General features: G+C 30.5%; 18 protein-coding genes and 1 other RNA gene. 9 read left to right on the top strand and 10 right to left on the bottom strand.

Translation table 11 applies throughout. The features are described 5' to 3' along the window. Positions 1-32: 32 nt before the first annotated feature. Positions 33-557 (bottom strand): RNA polymerase sigma factor, encoded by a 525-nt coding sequence (locus ACQ629_RS04945; RefSeq protein WP_483706835.1) that lies wholly within the window; start codon positions 555-557, stop codon positions 33-35. 141 nt (positions 558-698) lie between these two features. Here ACQ629_RS04945 and ACQ629_RS04940 point away from each other — a divergent pair, with 141 nt between their 5' ends. Then, positions 699-1,766 (top strand): hypothetical protein, encoded by a 1,068-nt coding sequence (locus tag ACQ629_RS04940; protein ID WP_483706834.1) that lies wholly within the window; start codon positions 699-701, stop codon positions 1,764-1,766. Positions 1,767-1,826: 60 nt separating this feature from the next. Further along, positions 1,827-2,600 carry a hypothetical protein gene (locus tag ACQ629_RS04935; RefSeq protein ID WP_483706833.1) on the top strand — a complete coding sequence of 258 codons (774 nt, stop codon included), beginning with the start codon at positions 1,827-1,829 and terminating at the stop codon, positions 2,598-2,600. Positions 2,601-3,072: 472 nt separating this feature from the next. Here the strand turns inward: ACQ629_RS04935 and ACQ629_RS04930 are convergent, their stop codons facing one another. The 6 genes from ACQ629_RS04930 to ssrA all read right to left on the bottom strand — a co-directional run bounded on the left by ACQ629_RS04930 (position 3,073) and on the right by ssrA (position 9,074). Next, positions 3,073-3,336 carry a hypothetical protein gene (locus ACQ629_RS04930; protein WP_483706832.1) on the bottom strand — a complete coding sequence of 88 codons (264 nt, stop codon included), beginning with the start codon at positions 3,334-3,336 and terminating at the stop codon, positions 3,073-3,075. Between the two features lie 4 nt (positions 3,337-3,340). Further along, on the bottom strand, positions 3,341-4,309 hold the full coding sequence (locus ACQ629_RS04925) for a deoxyhypusine synthase family protein (RefSeq protein WP_483706831.1): 969 nt from the start codon (positions 4,307-4,309) through the stop codon (positions 3,341-3,343). 7 nt (positions 4,310-4,316) lie between these two features. Continuing rightward, the gene (locus tag ACQ629_RS04920) at positions 4,317-5,849 is read right to left on the bottom strand and encodes a bifunctional GNAT family N-acetyltransferase/carbon-nitrogen hydrolase family protein (protein WP_483706830.1); all 1,533 of its coding nucleotides are present in this window, start codon (positions 5,847-5,849) and stop codon (positions 4,317-4,319) included. A 9-nt stretch (positions 5,850-5,858) separates the two neighbouring features. Beyond that, on the bottom strand, positions 5,859-6,797 hold the full coding sequence (gene speB, locus ACQ629_RS04915) for an agmatinase (RefSeq protein ID WP_483706829.1): 939 nt from the start codon (positions 6,795-6,797) through the stop codon (positions 5,859-5,861). Between the two features lie 12 nt (positions 6,798-6,809). After that, on the bottom strand, positions 6,810-8,201 hold the full coding sequence (locus tag ACQ629_RS04910) for an arginine decarboxylase (protein ID WP_483706828.1): 1,392 nt from the start codon (positions 8,199-8,201) through the stop codon (positions 6,810-6,812). A gap of 477 nt (positions 8,202-8,678) precedes the next feature. Beyond that, positions 8,679-9,074, bottom strand: a transfer-messenger RNA (tmRNA) gene (gene ssrA, locus ACQ629_RS04905). Positions 9,075-9,269: 195 nt separating this feature from the next. Here ssrA and ACQ629_RS04900 point away from each other — a divergent pair. The 4 genes from ACQ629_RS04900 to ACQ629_RS04885 all read left to right on the top strand — a co-directional run bounded on the left by ACQ629_RS04900 (position 9,270) and on the right by ACQ629_RS04885 (position 12,441). Further along, positions 9,270-10,478, top strand: a complete 1,209-nt coding sequence (locus tag ACQ629_RS04900) for an NAD(P)-dependent oxidoreductase (RefSeq protein ID WP_483706827.1) — start codon at positions 9,270-9,272, stop codon at positions 10,476-10,478. 341 nt (positions 10,479-10,819) lie between these two features. After that, on the top strand, positions 10,820-11,803 hold the full coding sequence (locus tag ACQ629_RS04895) for a mechanosensitive ion channel family protein (protein ID WP_483706826.1): 984 nt from the start codon (positions 10,820-10,822) through the stop codon (positions 11,801-11,803). A 33-nt stretch (positions 11,804-11,836) separates the two neighbouring features. After that, positions 11,837-12,058, top strand: coding sequence for a DUF3820 family protein (locus ACQ629_RS04890; RefSeq protein ID WP_483706825.1), 222 nt, complete (start codon positions 11,837-11,839; stop codon positions 12,056-12,058). A 20-nt stretch (positions 12,059-12,078) separates the two neighbouring features. Then, complete coding sequence (locus ACQ629_RS04885) at positions 12,079-12,441, top strand: DUF1801 domain-containing protein (protein ID WP_483706824.1); 363 nt, start codon at positions 12,079-12,081, stop codon at positions 12,439-12,441. Here ACQ629_RS04885 and ACQ629_RS04880 read toward each other — a convergent pair. Beyond that, positions 12,431-13,384 (bottom strand): transglutaminase domain-containing protein, encoded by a 954-nt coding sequence (locus ACQ629_RS04880; protein ID WP_483706822.1) that lies wholly within the window; start codon positions 13,382-13,384, stop codon positions 12,431-12,433. The two genes, ACQ629_RS04885 and ACQ629_RS04880, sit on opposite strands and share 11 nt — an antisense overlap. Before the next feature lie 169 nt (positions 13,385-13,553). Here ACQ629_RS04880 and ACQ629_RS04875 point away from each other — a divergent pair, with 169 nt between their 5' ends. From ACQ629_RS04875 to ACQ629_RS04865, 3 genes are all read left to right on the top strand, one after another. Continuing rightward, entirely contained in the window at positions 13,554-14,552 is a 999-nt protein-coding gene (locus ACQ629_RS04875; RefSeq protein WP_483706821.1) for a M20/M25/M40 family metallo-hydrolase, read from the top strand. Between the two features lie 178 nt (positions 14,553-14,730). Then, a complete protein-coding gene (locus ACQ629_RS04870) occupies positions 14,731-16,209 on the top strand; it encodes a S8 family peptidase (RefSeq protein WP_483706820.1) in 1,479 nt (492 codons plus the stop codon). An 88-nt stretch (positions 16,210-16,297) separates the two neighbouring features. Then, on the top strand, positions 16,298-16,813 hold the full coding sequence (locus ACQ629_RS04865; RefSeq protein ID WP_483706819.1) for a DUF4136 domain-containing protein: 516 nt from the start codon (positions 16,298-16,300) through the stop codon (positions 16,811-16,813). A gap of 57 nt (positions 16,814-16,870) precedes the next feature. On the opposite strand, the gene ACQ629_RS04860 is transcribed toward ACQ629_RS04865, so the two are convergent. Together ACQ629_RS04860 and ACQ629_RS04855 are read right to left on the bottom strand one after the other, a co-directional pair. Continuing rightward, a complete protein-coding gene (locus tag ACQ629_RS04860) occupies positions 16,871-17,356 on the bottom strand; it encodes a hypothetical protein (protein WP_483706818.1) in 486 nt (161 codons plus the stop codon). A 54-nt stretch (positions 17,357-17,410) separates the two neighbouring features. Beyond that, positions 17,411-23,542, bottom strand: a complete 6,132-nt coding sequence (locus ACQ629_RS04855) for an alpha-2-macroglobulin family protein (protein WP_483706817.1) — start codon at positions 23,540-23,542, stop codon at positions 17,411-17,413. Positions 23,543-23,638: the final 96 nt, after the last annotated feature.

Below are 23,638 nucleotides of genomic sequence, written 5' to 3'. Positions count from 1 at the left end.
TAAAACAACTGACTTGTTAATTATCCCAGAAATTATTTTAATTTAAAATCTTCTATTTTTTCTTTTAAAATATTAAAAGCGGCATAAATTCTATGTTCAACTACTTTTTTTGTTACCCCTAATATTTCAGCAATCTCTTTATGGGTTTTTCCTTCGGCTTTGCTGAGTAAAAAAGCTTCTCGATCTGTTGATTTTAATGTAGATAAAACATGCTCATAATTTTCTAAAAATTGATCTTTTTGCATTAAAAATTCAGGAGATTCGTTGGTGTAATCTTTTGGTTGTACTTGTGTATACTTAAGAACTACTTTTTGATGCTTTAGAGCATTTAATATTAAATTATTAGCGACGGTGTATACATATGATTTTGCAGTTTGAGACGTTACTTTATCGCAATTTTCCCACAGTTTAATAAACGCATCTTGTACTTTATCTGAAGGGTTTAAAAGCGCCCCATATTTATAATAGAATATATTACTAAGATCTTGAGCATACAATTCATATAATTTTGAAAAGCGCAACTTATCGCAAATATTTTTATGTAATGGTATGTTCAATTTTTACAGGTAAATTTTATTTTTCAAATGTATAGAAAAAAAAGTAAAAAAAAATCGGGATATTTTAAAGCGAAGTTGTTTTATAACAAAGGTAGTTATTAATATGGTGTATTTTGTACACTGCAATTAAAACCTAAGCATATGAAAGCTTTCAAATATTTTATATTTTTTTTTCTAGGAAGTATCATTTTATTACCATCATGTAGAACTGAAGAAACTATTGAGATCGATCCAATACAAACAAACGTTATTCAAGCAAACTCTACAGTAGCTAATTTAATGAGTAGAACTGCTCAGAAAGATGGTTCAAAAGATAATATTATTGATAAAGCAAGTTGTTTAACAGTTAAATTTCCTGTAACCGTTACCGTAAATGGTGAAGAGTTGGTGATTGAAGGAGAAGACGGTTATGATATGATTGAAGAACTTTTTGATGCATTCAAAGACGATGTTGATACCCTTGTAATTTCTTATCCGATTAAGGTTGTTTTTAGTGATTATACTTTTGAAACAATCAATTCTGATGCTGAATTAATGGAAGTAGTAAAAAAATGTAAAAGAGAAAATGAAGAGGATGATGATATTGAATGTGTAGATTTCAAATATCCAATTAAAACTTCTTTTTTTGATGAGAATAGTGATTTATTAGATACTGTTATTATAGAAAATGATAATCAATTGTATGAGTTCATTAAAAATATAGGGAGTTTTACAGCGGTAACAATCAATTTCCCTATAAAACTAATTTTTGCAAATGGGTCATTTATAGAAGTTGAAAGTATCAAACATTTAGAAGAAGTAATAGAAGACGCAAATAACTCTTGTGATGAAGATGATGATAACGATTACAATGATGATGATTGTGATGCGTGCAGTAAAGACAAATTAAAAAACTTGTTTGGTGCCGATAAAAAATTCAGTGTTGATGAATTTGAATTAAACGAAAATAATATAGAGGCCAACTATAATGATTATTTATTTTCTTTTAATATCGATGAAACTATAAAGGTTTTTAAAAAAGGCACTACAATTACTGGAACTTGGGAAGCCTCAGGAACTGCAAATGATATGACAGTTGTAATTAATATTCCAGAGTTGCCAGACTTTAATGATACCTGGAATTTACAGGAGATAAAGATAAAATCAAATAAAGCAGAAATTAAATTTGAAAAAGGGGAAAACGAATTAGTTTTTTCTCGAAGCTTTTAATTAAAAAGAATACTATTTCCCAATAATATAACAATAATAATAACCCCTAATTTTTAAATTATGAATTATAACATGTTTTATTCAAAACTGAAAACAGTTTTAGCCTTAGCGGCATTAGTAACAATTTTATACAGTTGTTCTAGTAATAGCGAGCCTTCCGGAGAAGGAAACTTAAGTATAAGCGCAAAGAGTACTGTTTATAATGGAGTAGCAAAGAGTGTCGTAAACAAATCAGCGGTTTCTACTATTGAAATTACCAAGCTTCTTTTAAACTTAAAAGAGTTTGAATTAGAGGTAGATATAGATGATGAAACAGAAGATTTGATGCAGAATGATAAAGACTGGGATGATGATGGTAAATTGGATTTTGAAGATGAACTTAAATTAAAAGGGCCTTTTGAGGTAGATTTATTGTCTGGTCAATTATCATTTTTAGATATAACTGTTCCTTTTGGAAAGTATGAAGAGTTAGAGTTTAAGTTTGGACCAAGTCCTAACCCAGATAGTGAATTATTTGGAAAATCTATTTTAGTAGAAGGAACAGTTAATGAGGTGCCTTTTATTTATTCACATAAGTTTACTGAGAAAGTAGAAGTAGATTTTGAAGATCCTAATTTTGATATTGTTGTTTCTGAAGTAGACAACGGTATTGTTATTGATTTTGATGTGAATCAACTTTTCGATGCAGTAAACGGAGTAGATTTATCTCAAGCAGTAGATGGTAATAACGATGGTGTTATTGAAATTGACCATTCAGATGTTGATGGAAATAAAACCTTAGCGGATGCTATAAGAAAGAAAATTATCGCTGCTTTAGATTTATTAGACGATTAATTTTAGACAATTGAAGGGAATGATTTAGTTAGATAAAAGTTAATAATAGGCAATGTCTTATTACATCCCCCTTAACTTTTATGATTTAATCATTTGTAACCAGCTGAGTGCCTCAGCTGGTTTTTTATGTTTCATGAGAATAGAACACAGTAGTACTAGGTGTGTCATTTTACCTTTTTAAATATGAAAAATAGTATTATGGAGTTTGGAGAGGTAGTTATATTTTAAATGAATTAATGCTTGCAGAAAGTATATCTGAAATAAAAATAGCTAAGAGGCGTAATTTAGAAATGTAAAAGTATTGCAAGAATTAAGAGGGTGTAAATAATTTACGAAACCTTTAGTAATAAAAAGAGTTTTGTTAAAAGAAGCAGTATATGAAGAGTAATTATTTAAACAAGAATAGTAAAGCATAAAAAGCAACCAATTTGGTTGCTTTTTATGTATTGTAAAAAAAGATATTTAATAAGTACTAATCAAATTCTTCATCGAAATTAATTTCATCAAATGAATCTTCATCGTCGGCATAATCTTCCATCGTTTGCTCTAGCTTAGAGCTGATTTTTACTAAATATAAAGTATCGTCTGTTTTAACCTCTACAGCTTTAATAGTTTCGTTTCTGGCATTTTTAAACGAAATAATATCACTGTGATCGTATCCGTTAGGATATTCTTTAATTAACAAATCTAAAATACTAGCAGTTAGTTTTTCGTAGTTTACAATAACTCTTTTCATTCTTTTACATTTTTAATAGATAGGCAAAAATTAACGGAGCAACAATAGTAGCATCACTTTCTATAATAAACTTAGGCGTATCAATATCTAATTTACCCCAAGTAATTTTTTCGTTCGGTACCGCACCAGAGTATGAACCGTAGCTTGTTGTAGAGTCAGAAATTTGACAAAAGTAATTCCAAAATGGCGTGTCTTTTCTTTCCATATCTTGATAAAGCATTGGCACCACACAAATAGGAAAATCACCAGCAATACCACCACCTATTTGGAAGAACCCAATTCCGTTTTCAGAATTATCAGTATACCAATCCGCTAAAAAGGTCATGTATTCGATACCTGATTTTACGGTAGATGCTTTTAACTCCCCTTTCATAACATAAGAGGCGAAGATGTTACCCATGGTAGAATCTTCCCATCCAGGAACTACAATTGGTAAGTTTTTTTCGGCAGCTGCATACATCCAAGAATCTTTAATATCTATCTCGTAATACTCTTCTAAAACACCAGACAACAATAGTTTGTACATATATTCATGCGGTAAATAACGTTCGCCTTTTGCTTCTGCATCTTTCCAAATTTTTACAATATGCTCTTGAATTCTTCTAAAAGCTTCTTCTTCAGGAATGCAAGTATCTGTAACTCTATTTAAACCTTTTTCTAATAAATCCCACTCGTCTTGTGGCGTTAAATCGCGGTAGTTAGGTATGCGCTTGTAATGAGAATGTGCTACTAAATTCATTACATCTTCTTCTAAGTTTGCACCGGTACATGAAATAATGTGTACTTTATCTTGACGAATCATTTCTGCAAAAATTTTACCTAATTCAGCCGTGCTCATTGCACCCGCTAAAGAAACTAACATTTTAGAGCCTTTTTCTAATTGTGTTTCGTACCCTTTGGCAGCATCTACCAAAGATGCTGCGTTAAAGTGTAAAAAGTATTTTTCTATAAAGTTTGATATTGGTTTACTCATTTTTATTTTATTTTTTAGCTATTTTTCTTACTTCAAATATATCTGTTCTTCTATCTTTTAAATTTCGTACGCTACCAAATTGGTTTAAATCCTTTAGTAAATCTAAATCTACATCCGCAATTAAAATCATTTCAGTATTTGTCGTTGCTTCTGCTTTTATTCCGTTTGCAGGAAAAGAAAAATCACAAGGTGTAAAAACCATAGATTGTGCATACTGAATATCCATATTATTTACTTTTGGTAAATTACCAACACTACCTGCAATGGCAACGTAACATTCGTTTTCTATTGCTCTAGCTTGCGCACAATGGCGCACTCTTGAATACCCGTTTTGAGTATCTGTTAAAAACGGAACAAACAAAATATCCATTCCTTCTTCTGCTAAAATTCTACTTAATTCAGGAAATTCAGAATCATAACAAATTAAAACGCCAATTTTACCGCAATCTGTATCAAAAGTTTTTAGTTCATTTCCGCCTTGCATTCCCCAAACTTTAGCTTCATCTGGCGTAACATGTAGTTTTTCATAGCGATCTGTAGAGCCATCTCTTTTGCATATATACCCAGCATTGTATAACAAGTCATCTTTAATTTCTGGCATACTACCAGTAATAATATTGATGTTATACGTAATTGCCAATTCAGAAAATTTCTGAACAATTTGCGGTGTATATTTTGCTAATTCTCTAATTGCTTCCGATTCTGGTAAGTGATTATTATCTGCCATTAAAGGAGCATTAAAAAACTCAGGAAATAATGCAAAATCAGATCTGTAAGCAGAAACTGCATCTACAAAATATTCTGCTTGCTGCATTAATTCTTCCAAATCTTTATACAAGCGCATTTGCCACTGAATTAACCCCAAACGCACCACTTTTTTCTTTGTTGCTGCTTTTTTAGATTTTTTTTCATAGTAAATGTTATCCCATTCTAATAAAACGGCAAATTCACCAGAATTTTCATCGCCTTCTAAATATCCTTTTAAAATTTTTGATGGATGAAAATCATTTGATATTTGAAAGTTTAAAACAGGGTCTTGAATTTCTTTGCGTTTTACACTTTCTATATATTCTTTTGGTGATAAAGTTGCTGCATATTTATGATAATTCGGAATTCTACCTCCAAACGCAATTCCTCTTAAATTTTGTTTTTCAGCCAATTCTTTCCTGTAATCATACAGTCTTCTGCCTAAACGTAAGCCTCTGTATTCCGATTTTATAAAAACATCTATTCCGTATAAGATATCACCGTCTTCATTATGAGTGTCAAATGTATAATTGCCTGTAATATCTTCATAGGTATGCTGGTCGTCGAAACTATCATAATCTAATTTAATAGAAAGCGCACAGCCAGCTAAATCTCCATTTATCTTTATAACAACTTGTCCTTCAGGGAATTTATCAATTAAAGATTTAATTTGATTTTCTTTCCAATAAGAATCTGGCATACTTGAATAAGCCTGAATCATAGCTTCTTTTAACTGTTTATAATCAGTTAACGTTAAATAATGAAGCTCAATATTTTCAATATTTTTTAGCATCTTATAGAATTAAAAATCGTCATTATCATCATCCTTAAACTTAGTAACAGCAGCGCGATTGCTTTTTTTAGAATCAATATCTTCCTCTTCGTCTGTATCGTTAGAAAATTTATAGCTTAACATTTTATAGTAGAGTTTTGCAGCTAAGAAGTCTGATGATTTTTCAGACGGATTAGGGCATAGCTCAACAATATCAAAACCAACAACATTTTTGGATGTAAACACTCTCTTTAAAAAGTCTAAAGTTTCATAGTAAAATAAACCTCCAGGTTCTGGTGTTCCAGTAGATGGTAATAAAGAAGGATCGAAAGCATCTAAATCGAATGTAATAAAAACGTTATTCGTTAATTGATCGATAACATCGTCTACCCAGTCTTCATTTACAGCCATGTCGTGTGCAAAAAACACTTTATCTTCATTCATTTCCTTTCGCTCAGAAATATCCATGCTTCTAATACCAACCTGAACTAAGTTCGTATTCTGATTCGCTTCATAAACCGCACAAGCGTGGTTGCATGAAGAGCCTTGGTATTCTTTTCTTAAATCGGCATGCGCATCAATATGTAAAACAGTTAAGTTGTTAAAGCATTCATCAAAAGCTCTTATTGTTCCGATAGATATAGAGTGCTCGCCACCAAAAAGAGTTACAAATTTTTTCTTATTGATAAACTTTTTAGTTGCTACATGAACGGCTTCTACCATTGCCTCTGGCGATGAGTTTTCTGTTACAGCATCTGCTAAATAAATACCTTGTTTATATACTTCGCTGTTTGTTTCAATATCATATAGCTCCATATTTTCTGAAGCATCTAAAAATGCTTGCGGACCTTTATCAGCTCCTTTTTGCCAAGTACTTGTTCCGTCATACGGAACCGGAATTAATACGATTTGTGCATTTTCTAGTTTTGCGTATTGATCTGGAATTCCTGCGTAATTTTTATTTTTCATTATACTATATTGTTAGTAACCAAGAATTGATAAGAATTCTTCGCTTTTTTGTTGGTCTTTAAATAATTTGGTAACAATGTTTCCTTCTTCGTCTTTTGATATCAGAATATGTTTTGGTGCTGGTATTAAGCAGTGTTGTAAGCCGCCAAAACCACCAATTGTTTCTTGGTAAGCTCCGGTATTAAAGAAACCAACATACAGCGGATTCTCTTTTTCATATACCGGTAAATAAATACCATTAACATGTTGCTCTGAGTTGTAATAATCATCACTATCACAAGTTAAGCCACCTAATAAAACACGTTCATATCTATGGTTCCATTTATTAACAGGAAGCATAATAAAGCGTTTGTTAATAGCCCAAGAATCTGGTAATGTTGTAATGAAAGATGAGTTAATCATATTCCATTTTTCACGATCATTTTGCTTTTTTTGATACAATACTTCGTACACAGCACCACCAGCTTCACCAACAGTAAAACTACCAAATTCAGTGAAAATATTAGGAACATCTACTTCAGCTTCATCACAAGCAGCTTTAATTTGATTGATAATTTCATCAACCATATATTCATAGTCATAATCAAATGCTAATGAGTTTTTAATAGGAAAACCACCACCAATATTTAAGCTATTTAAAGTAGGGCATACCTTTTTTAATTTGATATATACTGTTAAACATTTTAGTAATTCGTTCCAATAATAAGCGTTATCTCTTATACCTGTGTTGATAAAAAAGTGAAGCATTTTTAGCTCTACTTGTGGGTTTTTAGCAATTTCACGCTCGTAAAAAGAAACAATGTTTTTGTAACCAATACCTAAACGGCTGGTGTAAAACTCGAATTTAGGTTCTTCTTCAGAAGCAATTCTAATACCTACTTTAAACTTATTTTTAGTTTCGTTTAATAAAAGATCTAGCTCCTCATAATTATCTATAATCGGAATGCAGTTTTTATGCCCGCCATCAATTAAACTTACAATGTTCTCAATATATTTATCACGTTTAAAACCATTACAAAGTACATAAGCATCGTTACTTAGTTTGCCAGATTTTTTAAGTGCTTTTGCAATATCAATATCAAAAGCAGAAGATGTTTCAATATGAATATCATTTTTTAAAGCTTCATCTAACACATATTTAAAGTGTGAGCTTTTGGTACAGTAGCTATAGTTGTAACTACCGTTATATTGGTGTTTTTTTATTGCTTTGGCAAACCAATTTTTGGCATTGTTAATGTTTTCTGATATTTTAGGTAAATAGGTAAACTTTAACGGCGCACCGTATTGTTTAACCAGTTCCATCATATCTATATCATGAAAAAATAAATTGTTTTTTTCTGTACGAAATTCCGCTTGCGGAAAATCGAAAGTTTGTGCTATTAAATCTTTATATTTAGTATTCATTTTGTTTTTAATGTATCTCTGTAAATAGAGTGTACAGAGAAGTTGTTTAAAAAATAGATACAACGAAAAAGTATATCTTTTTTAAAATAAAGCGTAACAAATTAAAGGCTATGTTTTATAGCTTATTTGTTAAAAACTAAAATGTAAATGAATATATCAAACCCTTAGAACCAAACAGTCACCACACTGATTGTAAAAATTCAGTGTTAAAGAGTAGTTATTTGAAGAGGAAGAAACCTTAATTTTTTCGCTGTGTTTCCAAAACACTAGACAACTTTTTATCTTCCCATAAAAATTGTTTACGAAATAAGTAGAACGATACATTAAACCTATCTAATAAGATACGGTAAATGTAAACTATTTTTTAAAAAAACAAACTTTTTTTTATTTTTTTTAAAAAGAATGAAACTGACAGGTGTCACCAAAATTGACACCTTAAAATAAAAACCCTGTAAACATAGTGCTTACAGGGTGTAATTGTGGAGACGCCGGGAATCGAACCCGGGTCCAAACAAGCAGTTCAAATGCTTTCTACATACTTATTTCTTTCTTAATTTTCGACTAGTAACTGATTAAGAACAATCTGTTAAAAGCTTATCTTCTTTAGTTTCAAAAACTTGTCGAAGCAGCAAGTTTTCTATATTTACTTTTACGATATCCAAAAGTGAAGCGCCGTAAATCAAGGCTATCCGTGGACATAAAGCTTGCACACCTTGTGTGCCTAGGCCAATCCTACTGTGATTCGGATTAAGCAGCTAAAGCGTAGTTATTCTCGCCGTTTAAAAAGTTGAAAAAAAGTTTAACGAGTGTATCTCTTCGCTCCTCGGTATGCTTACATGATCACTGGCCTCGCTGTCAAAACCAGTCGTCCCCATTATGTCAAATAATTAGTCAAAAACTATACCAATTATTAGGGCGTTCGGGCGGGCTTTTCGCAGTCGCTCTTTTCAAGGAGCTCCAACAAATGCTTCAATCCCTAACGCGGTCGGCAAAGATAATAAAAACAAGGTTGTGCAAACCTATAAAAAAGAGTAAATTCGCAGGGCTTCAAAAAAATAAAATATAAGTATGAAATTTGCAATCATAAAAGAACGTAAAAATCCACCAGATAGGCGTGTCGTATTTTCACCAGAAAAATTAAAAGAATTTAAACAACAATTTCCACAAGCTGAAATAGTTGTAGAAAGTTCTGATATTAGAATTTTTACTGATGAGGAGTATCAGAAAGCAGGTTTTGAAGTGGTAAAAGACGTTTCAGATTGCGATGTTTTATTAGGAGTAAAAGAAGTTCCTTTAGAAAATTTGATTCCTAATAAAAAATATTTTTATTTCAGTCATACCATCAAAAAACAACCTTACAACCGTAAGTTGTTAAAAGAAATGTTGGCAAAAAACATTGAAATGTTTGACCATGAAACGATTGTTAAAGAAAACGGAACACGTTTAATTGGTTTTGGCCGTTATGCAGGTTTGGTTGGTGCTTATAACGGATTTAGAGCGATAGGTTTACGTGAAAACACATTTACTTTACCTAAAGTAGAAACATTAGCAGATTTAGAAGCGGTAAAAGTTGAATTAGATAAAATTAAACTACCAAATTTAAAAATATTATTAACAGGTACAGGTAAAGTTGCATACGGAGCTAAAGAAATTTTAGATTTTTTAGGTATAAAACAAGTTTCTGACGCCTTGTATTTAACATCAAAATTTACCGAACCTGTATATTGCATGGCAGATGTTATGGAATATGCAAAACGCAAAGATGGAAAAGTAGGTAATAAACAAGCTTTTTATAAAGACCCTACAGATTATGAAAGTAATTTTATGGCATATGCAAAGGAAACAGATTTTTTTATTGCAGGTCATTTTTACGGAAACGGAGCACCTTATTTATTTACAAGAGAAGATGCTAAATTATCAGATTTTAAGATAAAATATGTTGCCGATGTTTCGTGTGATGTAGACGGCCCTGTTGCTTCAACAATAAAAGCATCTACAATTGCCGATCCTATTTATGGATATAACCCGCAAACAGAAAAAGAAGTCGATTTTAAAAGTCCAGAAGCAATAACGGTAATGGCGGTAGATAATTTACCTTGTGAATTACCTAAAGATGCAAGTGAAGGTTTTGGTGAAATGTTTTTAAAACATGTAATTCCGTCATTTTTTAATAATGATAAAGACGGAGTTTTAGCAAGAGCAAAAATGACAACTAGCAAAGGGGAGTTAGCAGAACGATATTCGTATTTACAACAATATGTAGACGGAAAAGAATAATTAAAATCCCGCACTTAGCGGGATTTTTAGTTTATTTAAAACTACGAGTATATAAAGAGTTTTAATACTTCGTTTTTAAAACATTCTTCTTTATAAATAACATTTTTAATAACATGATTTTAAGTTACATATATTTCGGGGTATCTATTTTAGGAATTCTCCTGTTTTTTTATCTACTAAAAAAACTTTTCAATTGGTTTCAGTCTAAATTAGATAAGCTAGATCGGAATTTCTTTTTTAGAAAAATAGAATTAGTTAATTTCTTTAAATTTATAACGCCTAGAAGAGAAAGGCATATCTTAAAATTTGTAACAAAAAGTTTAAGGTATGCAACAAGCATTTTGTTTTTAATATTTTATTTACCGCTTGTTTTTAGCTTTATACCAGAAACAGAAGAGTATGCTAAAAAAGCTTTTGAATACATACTAAAACCTGTATACTTTATAATAGAAGGACTTTTAGATTTTATACCAGGCTTGTTTTTTATAATTGTAATTTTTTATGGAACCAAATACCTTTTAAAGTTTTTAAAGTATTTAACGAGTGAATTAGAACGAGAGGCTGTAACATTAGATGGTTTTCATGCCGATTGGGCTAAGCCAACTTTTAATTTATTAAGAGTTGTTATAATTGCTTTTGCAGTAATTATTTGCTGGCCTTATATTCCGGGTTCTCAGTCTGACGGATTTAAAGGTGTTTCTATCTTTTTTGGAGTGTTATTTTCTTTAGGTTCAACAGCTGCAATATCTAATATTGTTGCAGGTATCGTAATTACTTACATGCGTCCTTTTAAAGTTGGTGATCGCGTAGAAATAGGAACTACTATTGGTGATGTTACCGAAAGAAGTTTATTGGTAACAAGAGTTAAAACAATTAAAAATATTGATGTAACGATTCCTAATTCATCAATTTTAGGGAATCACATTATTAATTTCAGTAAAAATGCAACAGAAGATGTAGGCGTAATTCTGCACACTTCTGTAACTATCGGTTACGACGTTTCGAGTGATGAGGTTATAAAGGCTTTAGTAAAAGGAGCAAAAAATACTCCGATGATTTTAGATAAACCTTTGCCTTTTGTATTGGTAAAAAGTTTGGATGATTTTTACATCAATTATGAAATTAATTGCCATACTAAAAATCCAGAAAAAGCAGCTGTAATATATTCTCATTTACATGAAAGTATTAAAAATGAGTTACACAATGCAGGTATCGAAATATTATCTCCGCATTACAATGCTGTTAGAGATGGAAATGTGTTAACCGTTCCTCCAGAAAACGTTCCGAAAGGATATGTGAAGCCAGGTTTTAAGATTGATAATTAAATTTTTTCATAATATAATTTTTAATAGTATTAAATGCTACCAGACCAACAATTTTTAATAGATACCGCAAAAATGCGAATGCCATTTGGTAAATATAAAGGAACTTATTTAGTAGATATTCCTGAGTATTATTTAGTTTGGTACAAAAACAAAGGTTTTCCTGAGGGTAAGTTGGGTAAAATGATGGGATTGGTCTATGAGTTACAACTAAATGGTATCGAGGATATTCTTAAAAAAATAAAAGCAAATTTTTAAAATTATGTTATTTTTAAAGGATGAAACCATCTGAAGAATATATTTTAAAGCAAGAAGAACCGTTACGATCAATTTTATTATACCTTCAGGTTTTAATTGAAGCTAATTTTACTGATACTGAATTGTTGTATAAATGGAAACTGCCTTTTTATTATTTAAAAGGCAAGCCTTTGTGTTATTTTAATGCGACTAAAAAGGGGTCTGTTGATGTTGGATTTTATTCTAAAACGGTACTTAAAGAGTACAATGAATTTTTAGTATTAGAAAAAAGAAAGGCAGTGAAATCTCTTCGGTATTATCGACTAGAAGATGTTAATGAAAAGATATTAATAAATGTTTTGTTAGAGGCTTATAAAGTTAGAAAGAATGAATCTATTTTATAAGGTATTCTAATACAACTTCTTTATCTATAATTAAATAAATTTCTTTGCTGTTACTAGGGGGAATAATACTAATAGTTACAAGGTTTTTGTCAAAGGTTATTTTTGGCTTTTCAGCATATTTAGAGTTTCTAAACGCACAATAAATAGATTGATTGGATTTTACGTTTTTAAGAGTGAAACTAACAGGTTCATTTGGTTTTCGGTATACGATACCTGATGTTGGTTTAATTATTTCATATTCATTTCTAAGAAAAGAAGAAGAATATATGGGTTGGTTAAAGTATTCTTTTAAGCTCATTCGCTTTACACGTAATTGCCATAGTACATCTTCAGGAAAGTGAGTGAAGAAATATTTTTCTTTCGGTATGTTGTAGTAATAATTATTAAAGTTACGCTGCCAATTACCGTTCATAACAGCGCCAGCCGCCCAGGTAGCATCAATATAAATCCATTTATTATTTAGCTTTACGGCATTCCATGCATGATTTGTACGGTTATTTATTTTTCCTATATCACTAGAGGAGTTTCTTACATGTCCTTTTATTACTTCATTTTCAATATTTAAAAGTGAGCAAATTTTACTAAATGTTTGTGCATAACCTTCACAAACAGCACTCCTACTAGAAAGTGTTTTATTTACAATAGCTTCTTTTATAGCTTTAATCTTTGCTTGTTTTTCATCTTCTGTTCTGTATCTAAAACCGATTTTTTTTTGACTAGTATTATAAAATTCTTTTAAATTATATCGAATATTAAATGCTAGCCAAGAAAATACAGCCCTTACCTTTTCTTGATCAGAATTAAAATCAGTAGTAATTTTATTTGCTAGTCTATCAGCAGTAATTATTTTAGGGTAGGTTTTTATTTTGGCATCAACAGAAGAAAAATCTTGCGCTGATAATGATGAAAATATTAGAAAAAAAAGAAAGTAATATGGCTTCATATGTAAAGTTATAACAACTTTATTTATCAAAAATTATGCCTATAAATTATTTGTTTAAAATTTAAGAATAAACACTGAGCTTTTAAAACAAAAAGTTCACAAAAAGCGAAAAAATAATTGGTTATATTTAACCTTTTAAATTAAATAACAAATAGAATCAATTAACCAGATGAGAAAAATAATATATGTGTCAACATTGTTAACAATGTTGATGTTATCGTGTAAAACAGTGCAAAAGGACAATAAAAAATTAACAATTACCAGTGCAAAAGCTTCAACGAATATTAAAAAAAGTGTAATTAATATTGATTCATCTCTTGTTAAAAAACACTTGTATACACTGGCTTCTGACGAAATGGGAGGTAGGAAGCCTGGTACAGATGGTATTGAAAAAGCAGCAAAATATATAGAAAATGAATTTGAAAAAATTGGATTAAAAAAGTATAATTCATTATCAACTTTTCGTCAGAATTTTGAATATAAAGGAATTAAAATGTTCAACGTAATTGGAGTTTTAGAAGGGAAGAGTAAAAAGAATGAATATGTGGTAGTTTCGGCGCATTATGATCATTTAGGTACAAAAGAAACAGGAGAAGGAGATTTAATTTTTAACGGAGCAAATGATGATGCATCTGGTGTAACGGGAGTTTTAGCCTTGGCAAAGTATTTTAAAAATAAAGGACAAAACGAAAGAACAATTATTTTTGTGGCTTTTACAGCAGAAGAAATGGGATTAATAGGTTCTACACATTTTGGTAAAGGAATTGATGCTAGTAAATTTGTAGCAGGAATTAATTTAGAAATGATAGGGAAAACGCCAAGTTTTGGACCAAATACTGCTTGGCTAACAGGTTTCGAACGTTCTGATTTTGGTAAAATTATTCAGAAGAATTTAGTAGGTACAGGCTATCAATTGTTTCCAGATCCATATAAAAAATTCAATTTATTTTTTAGATCTGATAATGCCTCTTTAGCTCGTTTAGGAGTGCCTTCACATACATTTTCTACTACACCAATTGATGTAGATAAAGATTATCATAAAGTATCTGATGAAGCAGAAACTTTAAATATGACGGTAATTACACAAACGATACAAGCAGTCGCAAAAGGAACAGAAAGTATTATAAATGGTAAAGATACTCCTACAAGAGTAGTTCTTGAAAAGTGATTTTTTTTAATTCTACAAAACAAGAGCAGCACTTTTATAAAGGTGCTGCTCTTGTTTTATGAAAAAAGCTATAAATTAACAAAATCATTTTATTTGGCGGTGATACTGAGTTTTGTGTTAAAGTATTATTAAAATTTTACTATATTCGCAAAAGTTTAACCTAAACCCTTCAATTAAAATGAAAAAAAAAATATTAAGTTTAGCTATTGTTTTAGCAATGTTTTCGTGTTCTAATAACGAAACATTAGAGGTGCAAGAAGAACAAAATGAACTGCTTTCAAAAAAAGAAATTAACTCAATTATTAATACCTCATTACAAACTACGGGTGATTTCAATTGGACAACACAAAATGCTCATACAATTTGGAGTGCTGTAAAACATGGTGAGAATATTTTAACCATTGGTTATGGGAATTCTAAAAATCAATTTGCAAGAACTACAGAGACAAATAATATTAAAAATGAATTAATTCAACTTGTTCATGGCCTAGAAAAAACATCAGCAAAAGGAGCTAGTGAATTATATGTTGATGAAATTATTAATGTTATAGATATTAGAGTAACAAATAAAGAAACTATTGAAACATTATTAAAAGATAGTAGAGTACGTTATATTGAGCCTGGAGGCTATAATTTCTTAGATTCAGATAATCAAGCTCGATCAGAAGGTGGTTCAGGCTGTGGTTATGGAAGTACAACATTAAGTACAAATGATTACCGTACAGTATCGCCAGGAGCAAGAGTACCTTGGTCTTTTGATGCACATAATATTCCAGCCGCATGGAATTATAGTACAGGAGCAGGCGTAACGGTTGCTATTATCGATTCAGGTTTGTCACCCCAACAAAAATGGATGAATCAATATTTTAATGATGGTGATTCTTCAGGAAGAACTGTTCAGAAGTATGGAACATTTGTAGATTCTTGGTGGGCATGGTCTAATAATTACGATGGTGTTAATGATAAGTGTGGGCATGGTACAAAAATGGCAGCTGTAGCAACGGCTCCAAGAAATAATGATAATTTACCTGTAGGTGTAGCATACAACTCAAATTTAGTAACTTATAGAGCTGTAGAGAATGTTATTATTAATGATTATCATGAAAAAAGAGGAGTTGTAGAAGCGCTAACAGCGTTAGCTAACAGAAGTGATGTAAAAGTAATTTCAATGTCTATAGGATCTCCTTTTAGTATAGGTAATGTTTCTGATGCAATTAAATATGCACATAGTAAAGGTAAAATGATTTTAGCAGCAGGTGGTACTTCAACTTCATTTACAACTTGGTATGGTGTTATTTTTCCGGCAAGTATGTCTGAAACAGTAGCTGTTACAGGGGTTAAAGAAGGTGAGTATGATAAGTGTGATGTTTGCCATACAGGTTCTAAAATCGATTTTACTATTCAAATGCAAAGAACTAATGGTACAGATAATAAGATGCCAGTATTAAGTTATTATGACGGGCAAGCTAATTATATTGGTGGTTCATCTGTTGCAACCGCAACAACAGCAGGAATCGCCTCTTTAGTATGGTCTAAAAACCCATCTTGGTCTCGTGAACAAGTATTGCAAAAAATGAAAGAATCTGCAGACTTTTATCCAAATAAACATTCTAAATTTGGATACGGAAATATTGATGCCTTAAAAGCTGTTCAATAAAAAAATCAACTAACTAAGTTAATAAAAACCTCGAATTTTCGAGGTTTTTTGTATTTTTATAAAAGCAGATTATTTAAGTAATATAATTATGAAACAACTAAAGTATCTTTTTCTAATTTTTATAGTAGGGTGTTCTTCATCTAAAGTGATATATGATTATGATAGTAAAACTGATTTTAAAGTATATAAAACATTTAATTATTTTGAAGATGCTGGTGAAGGCTTAAATGAATTGGATGTAAAGAGGATAACGAACGAATTAACGAATGGATTACAACAAAAGGGTATGAAACTATCTGAAGATCCTGACATGTATATAAATATCATTTCAAATGAAAGTAAGAAAATTGATAGAAGCACTATTGGTATAGGAATGGGAGGAGGACGAAATGTAGGTTTTGGAATTTCTGGCGGAATTCCTATTGGAAGTAAAAAAATGAATCAAAAATTAATTATTGATTTTGTAAAGAGTGAAAATGATGAGTTGTTGTGGCAAGGAATATCAAACGGAGCAATAAAAGAACGGACAACACCAGAAGAAAAATTAATGCATTATAAAAAAACCATTGAGAAAATATTAATGAATTATCCGCCTAAAAAATAGTATTGTAAACAGAAAAACCTCCAATTAAGGAGGTTTTTTTATGTATTAAAAAGTTGATTAAAATTGGTAACGTATACCTAATGCAACATCAAAATCTAAATCATCTCTAAAATTACCAAAACCAAATTCAGGTCTTACGTCCAAAGAAAGCATTAAAGGAATATCGAAATTGTATTCAATACCAATATCACCAGCAGCAAAAATAAAAGTTTCGCTATCATCACCATTAGGTAGGTTGTTCTCAAAGCTATATGATCCAAGACCACCACCAACACCTGCAAACCAGTTGAATCTACCTTCTAATTGCCAAACCCATTGGTAAAGCCCTGTTGCTTTAAATCCATCATAACCTTTACCGTTTCTTATACCTAAATCAATTTCTAATCTGTTGTTGCCTCCTAAGGCTCTTTGATAAGAAATTTCAGTACCAAAACCATCACTATCTCCTAATCGAAGACCAATAGCATTCTTAGAGATGTCTTGAGCATTTGCAGAAAACACGCCGATAAATAATAAGGCGATAATAAAAAATGTTTTTTTCATAATTTTAAGTTTTAATTATTGTTAAAAGTAGTTTATTATAAATTGGAAGCAAAGTTACTTAATAACTAATCGTTTTCCTTTTGAATGACTACTAAATTCAGGCGCATACATATTTTGTATTGTTGTAATTCCGTTACTAAAATCCCCTGTATTATTTACTCGCACATCATATTCAAAAATATAATCCCCTTTAGGTAAACGTTCAAAAAAGAAATTTGTTGCAGCATCTTTTGTAGCTTCATAATAACCTAACCCGTCTTGCCATTTGTATTGCGAAAGTATATTTATAGGTTCTACACCAGATGCTCTCATATCTTTCATATGGATAAACTCCATGTCTCTGTCAGAGCGAAGCTCAATTCTTGCGGTAATTAAATCACCAACTTTTAAATCAGTTTTGTTAGTAATTTCAATAAGCTCTTTACCTGTATCGGTATTTACTTTTTTAAATAATTTTTTAGTGAGTTTTAGTGGAGTTTCAGCACTTGTAATTTTATCTAAATCTTCAAAATATTGCCAATACAATCCTCCCCAAGCAATACCTTTTCCTCTTTTAGAAATGGTTATTTCTGCCATATTCGATTTAATTTCTTCTTTATTCCAAGAAGTTTTAAAATATCCGGTTCCAGCTTCTATTTTTACGTTTTCTAGCTTAGCAGGATCAATTTTTTGATTTCCGATTTTAATAGCAACCATATCGGTTATTGAAAGCCAATCACTTCCTTGTAATAATAAGGCGTAAACAGCTTCTGTGGTTGCTTTGGTTGTTTGCCAACGATTGGTTTGCTTGTTTTTTAATAACCAAATTTTTAGGTTATCAATAGTTTTAGTATCATTTTCAATTTCAGAAAAAGCTTCTATTAATAAAGATTGTATTTCAATAGGAGTTTCATAAAACCGATAACCAGCAACATTACTTTTCCAATACATTCCTAGCTCATCAGAAGTAATACTGTTTTCCTTTAACGATTTAATTATTTTCATAGAAACGGGTTTGTTGCCTTCTCTAAATTGAATTAAAGCAATCTGACCCTTTGCATATAAATTATAAGTATTCCAATAAGTAGCAGTTTGATTTTTATAATATGTAATTGCGCTTTTAGTCGTGTTTGAAAATGTAATTTCAGTATAAAAACTACGCATGTATAAATACTGAATCGTAAAATAACTTAAATGGTTTTTCTTTAAATATTCTTTATGTTTAACGATGCCCTTTGTTGCTTTTATTTTATTGGCTTGTTTTAATAAACTAGTGTAGCGCTCCTCTATTTCTCTATCCAAAAAATGGATGGCATCCGTAAGCATTTTATTTGTGTCGTTATCAAAATTATTGACACCTAATTTTTTTAAATGACCAAAACCACTAACAATGTGTTGCGTAATATATGTATTGGCATAATCACTTCCTTTAAACCAAGGGAAACCACCAGTGCTCATTTGCATATTTTTAAGCTTGTTAATTGCTCTTTGCTGCTCATTTTTCATTTTATTCAAATCGAATAATAAGGCAATACGTTTCTTTTGTTCTGTTTCAGATTGCGCATCTCGTAACCAAGGAGTTTCTTGAATAATCAACGATTTTAATTCCTGATTTTTCTCTAAGTTACTTACTAAGGCTTCCGAAGATTTCCATTGTTTAAAAACTTCCTGAATTCTTGGGTTTGAATTAGCAATATGATTCGCCAATGTATTTGCGTAATAACGTGCAAAAGTTTGTTCGCTACATTCATATGGATACTCCATTAAATAGGGCAACGATTGCACAGCATACCAAGCCGGATTAGAAGTGACTTCTAGTGTTAGTTTGTGATGTTTTAAGCTTGTTGAGGTATTGTTTTTTAGTTTATTTAACGTAAATGTTTTTGTTTGATTAGAACGCACCCACATTGGCAGTGTTTCAGTAACTAACATTCGATTAGATAAAACAGGTAAGACATTTTGTTCTCCGTCAGAAAAATCGCCGGCTTTGGCTATAATTTTATATTGAACGGATTGCACAGTATCCGGAATAGTTAAATTCCAAGAAACATTTGTATTTCCGTTTGTATCAACTTTAAAAGATTGATTTTTTGTTGAATTTTCTAATAGATGAATCTCTTTACCTGTAATAGCATCCGTTAAAATTAATTGAGATATACCTAGCAGATTTTTATCTGACAGATTGGAAATTTTAACACTCAACGTTATTTTATCGCCTTCTCTTAAAAACCGCGGAGCATTTGGGGTAACCATTAACTCTTTTTGAGTTACCGATGTTAATGTTTTTATAGCCGATTGTGCTTCTTTAGTATGTGCTAATAATTGCAGTTTCCATTTTGTTAACGCTTCGGGAGTTGTAAAACTAAACGTAATATTTCCTTTTTTATCGGTAGTTAAATGCGGATAAAAGAAAGCCGTTTCTTGTAAGTTTTTACGAATTTTAATTCCTTTTAAGGATGTTTTTTCTTGTTTTTTTTCATTCTCACTGTTTAAACCAATTACTACAATTTCATCTAAAGAATCACCTTCGGTAACAGACATGATTGTTTCTTCCATTTCATTTTCAACGACCTGTATTCTTTCAGGAGAAGGAGCACTCATTTTAACTCTTCTATCCATTGTCATTGTTCTAGCATAATTGTTTGCAAATGAAAACCCAAACCAATTTAATTGATCATATTGTTGATGTTGATAATTGTTATTCGAATAATTACGGTTATAAATTCTAAAATTCTCGTACCCAAAACTATGTTGTGCGTTTGCGGTATTTCTGTATGAATAATAACTAGAGGTTGTTACTGGGTTGAATTGCCAATTATGAGGTTTAAACTCATCTAAAGAAGCATCGTACATACTTGCTAAAACTTCGGCAGTTACTTTATTTTTTTGGTCGTTTTTAATGGTGAAACTCCATTTTTCTTGTACACCCGGTTGTAACTTATCTCTAAAAGTAGTGGTTTCAATCGTAATAAGTTCTTCTTTTTTAGGAACCGAAATATTAAGTACACCACTGCTAAAAGAATTATAATTTACAAAGTAGTATTTAACAGCAAAACCGCCAATATCTTCTTTTTTTACAGGGATTTCAATAGACTTTACGTTATTATTTAAATAGACTAATTGTGTATCTACAATTTTGTAATTTTTTTCAACCTGAATAATTACAGTAATATCTTTTGATGCAGAGGCAAGTTCTAAACAAACAGTATCGTTAACCAAATAATTAGTTTTGTTCGTGTTGATAAAAAATAATTTATTATCAGCAATTTTTTTATCACTAGCACTAGTAACTGTAAAGTGAGCTTTGTCGGTTACTTGCTGTTTAAATTTATCTTGCGTAGTTAAAACGGCGATATATTTACCTGAAGTCCAGTTTTTTATGTGTTTAAAAATAATCTCTTTCGATTTTTTAGTATCAAACTCTTTTTCAAAAACCAATTTCCCTTTCTCCCAAGAAGCTTCATTTTGTTCTTCTTTAGTATAAGCATCATTCGGAAACAATTTTTTGAATTTAACCTCTGAAATATCTTGATAATCGGGTGTATTCCAAGGCCTTTTTCGTAACGGATTTTTAGGAGCTTGCAACTTGTAAATTTTAACAGTTCCGTTAGCAGCCACAAACTCGTTATTTAAGTTTTCAGTGTTAATTTTTATTTTATGCTGTTTCTCTTCTTTATTAACAATCGGATTTATTTGTAAAGAAGCCGTTAATGCATGGTAACCTACTTTTACGATTGTAGTAGCGCTTCTTGTTTCTCCATTAATATCGGTAACATCAGCCGTAATTTCATAATTAAAAATTGGTAAATCTTCTTTAGAAACACTTTCATCTGGAAGTGCTTTAAATTTGATAGAAAAATTACCTGCTGCATCAGTAATGCTTTCTCCGTGTGTAATTTCTTGTGCTTCAGACGATGAATTTGGTCTACGCCAATACCACCAATTAGGGTATTGTACTTTTCTATGAACTCGATATACCACTTTAGCGTCGGTTATATTTGCTCCAGAAAAAGCTTTTGAAAATCCGTTTACGGTAATACTATCATTCAGTCTAAAAGTTTCGGTAACTGGTTTAAAATCGGTTTCAAATTTCGGTCTCTTGTATTCTTCTACAGAAATAGTAGTAATGTAATCACCCCTGTCAAAATCGAAATCAACAGTATCGTAAAAAACACTTTCTTTTTTCTCACTTTCATCAATATTAAAAGAATATTCGCCAGTTAAACCGTTATTAGGTAATACTATTTCACCAGATGCAGACCCGAATTCATTTAGTTTTAAATCTAGCTTTTTAACTTCTTGTCCGTTTACATCATTTAAAGTAATTTGAACATATTCATTTGTAAAAGCAGTAGGTTTATCGTTCTTTTTTTGAATGAAAATAGTTTTAAAATAAACCGTTTGTCCAGGTCGATAAATACTTCTATCAGTAAAAATAAACGGTTTTATTTTGATGCTTTCATCCTGTATATTTGTATTTGATTTTTGATGTTTATATAAAAAATAATTACCAAAAACAGCGCTATCATTATCGGTGCTAACATTAATATACATGTTGTAATACGTGTGGTTACTTTTATAAGTTGCAAAACCATTTTCATCAGTAATTAATTTCTGATTGATGTTTTTTCTGTTTCGATACTCTTTATTTTTTAGTAATAATTGCGCATTTTTAATAGGTTTGCCAGTATTTCTATCAACTACTTGATAGGTTTTTATATTGTTGTCTGTGCTTTCAATTAACACCAAATTACTTACCTGAATATTTGCAGTAGCAAACAAGTCAGTAGCACCTAAAGTCTCGTTTTCATGGGCTACAATTAAATAATTTCCCTGTGTAAGTTTTGGAACGACAACTTCGGTTGAGTGCGATAAATAATCAGATTCGTTTCTTAATTTATTACTCCAAGCTTTTACTGTCGTTAGTTTTTTTATAAAGATGATACGTTCTTCTTCCTTATATATGTTATTTAATTTTTCTATTTGATCTCTACTGATTTTATAAGTTGTAAAATATAACTTATCAATATTATTGTAGGTTATTAATAAACGAGAAGCAGTATTTATAGGACTGAACTTTTCTGATAAAAGAGAAAGTGTTTTCGTTTTTATTTGCTTTTTTAAAGCTTCACATTTTTTTGCACCAACACTTTTAGGAAACTTTGTAATTACACGATTGCAAATGGCAAGCGCTTCTTCGTTTTTAAATCGAAATTCCTTATTTTTGGTTGATTTATAATTGTTTGCTTGTTGTTTATAAATTTCAGCAATTTTATAACTATACAATCCAGCTATTTCTTGTTTTTTATAGTTGTTTTCAGCTGATTTTAATGTTTGCAAAAACAACTGTTCTTTATTATTAAAAGTAGCATATTGATTCACAAAATTTAAGCGTTCTAAATCTACCGTAGCTAAAGCTTTTAAATTGTTGTTTTTAAAATGAAAGTTTATTAGTTCTTGATAAATTTTTAACGCATTAAGTTGAAGTGAAACAGTGTCTTTTGAAGTTAAGTTGATAGTAGAAAAGTAACCAACTTCACTTATTAATTTAGGATTATCAATTTTAAATTGATACGCAGGTTTGGTAATATTTGTTTCCGATGTTTTATAAAACTCTAGTGCATTATGTGTTAAGAAATCGAATAGAGTAGGACGGTATTCTTTTGAGCCTTTAGCGATGTGTAAAATCTCACTAAATTCAGAAACATCATTTTGTTGTAATAGCAATCCGTTTGCTAATGATTTCTGATAATAGCTGTGAATTTCAGCGAATAAAGTATCTAAATCCCAAGTTCTAAAATCGTTTTCATCAATTTTTTCTGATGTTTTGGTGCGTTGATAAAATTTCCATCTATTTTCATTAAAGTATTGCCAATACAAATTGGCTAAAACATTTTCTAATACGTTTTTTGTAGGGAAACTACTTTTATCAATTTGTTCTTTAAATTGATTGATGATTTTTAATTGTGCGTCTTCTTCTAAAGTTAACGAAAACTTACTTTTATAAAATAATGCTTTAATAATTTGTGGCGAATTTTTAGCAGCTTCCGCTTTAGCGTAAATAATAGTTACAACTTTTAAGGCAGATTTTGGAAGATTGTCTTTTTCAAATTTATGAACTTCATCCCAAAGGTTTTTGTAATTTTCTTGGGCATGTATAACAGATGAAAATAAAATTAGTAGTAAAATAGAGGTCAATTTTTTCATAGCTTATGTTTTGATGCTCTTAAAGCAAGGGTAAATTAATAGCAATAACAATCAATAGTTAGTAAACAACCTGTTTGAAGGAGTAAAGTTTCTTTA

The sequence above is a fragment of the Tenacibaculum sp. SM2510 genome, from assembly GCF_057002845.1.
The sequence above is the reverse complement of the archived record's forward strand: the minus strand, read 5'-3'. Positions and strand labels throughout refer to the sequence as shown.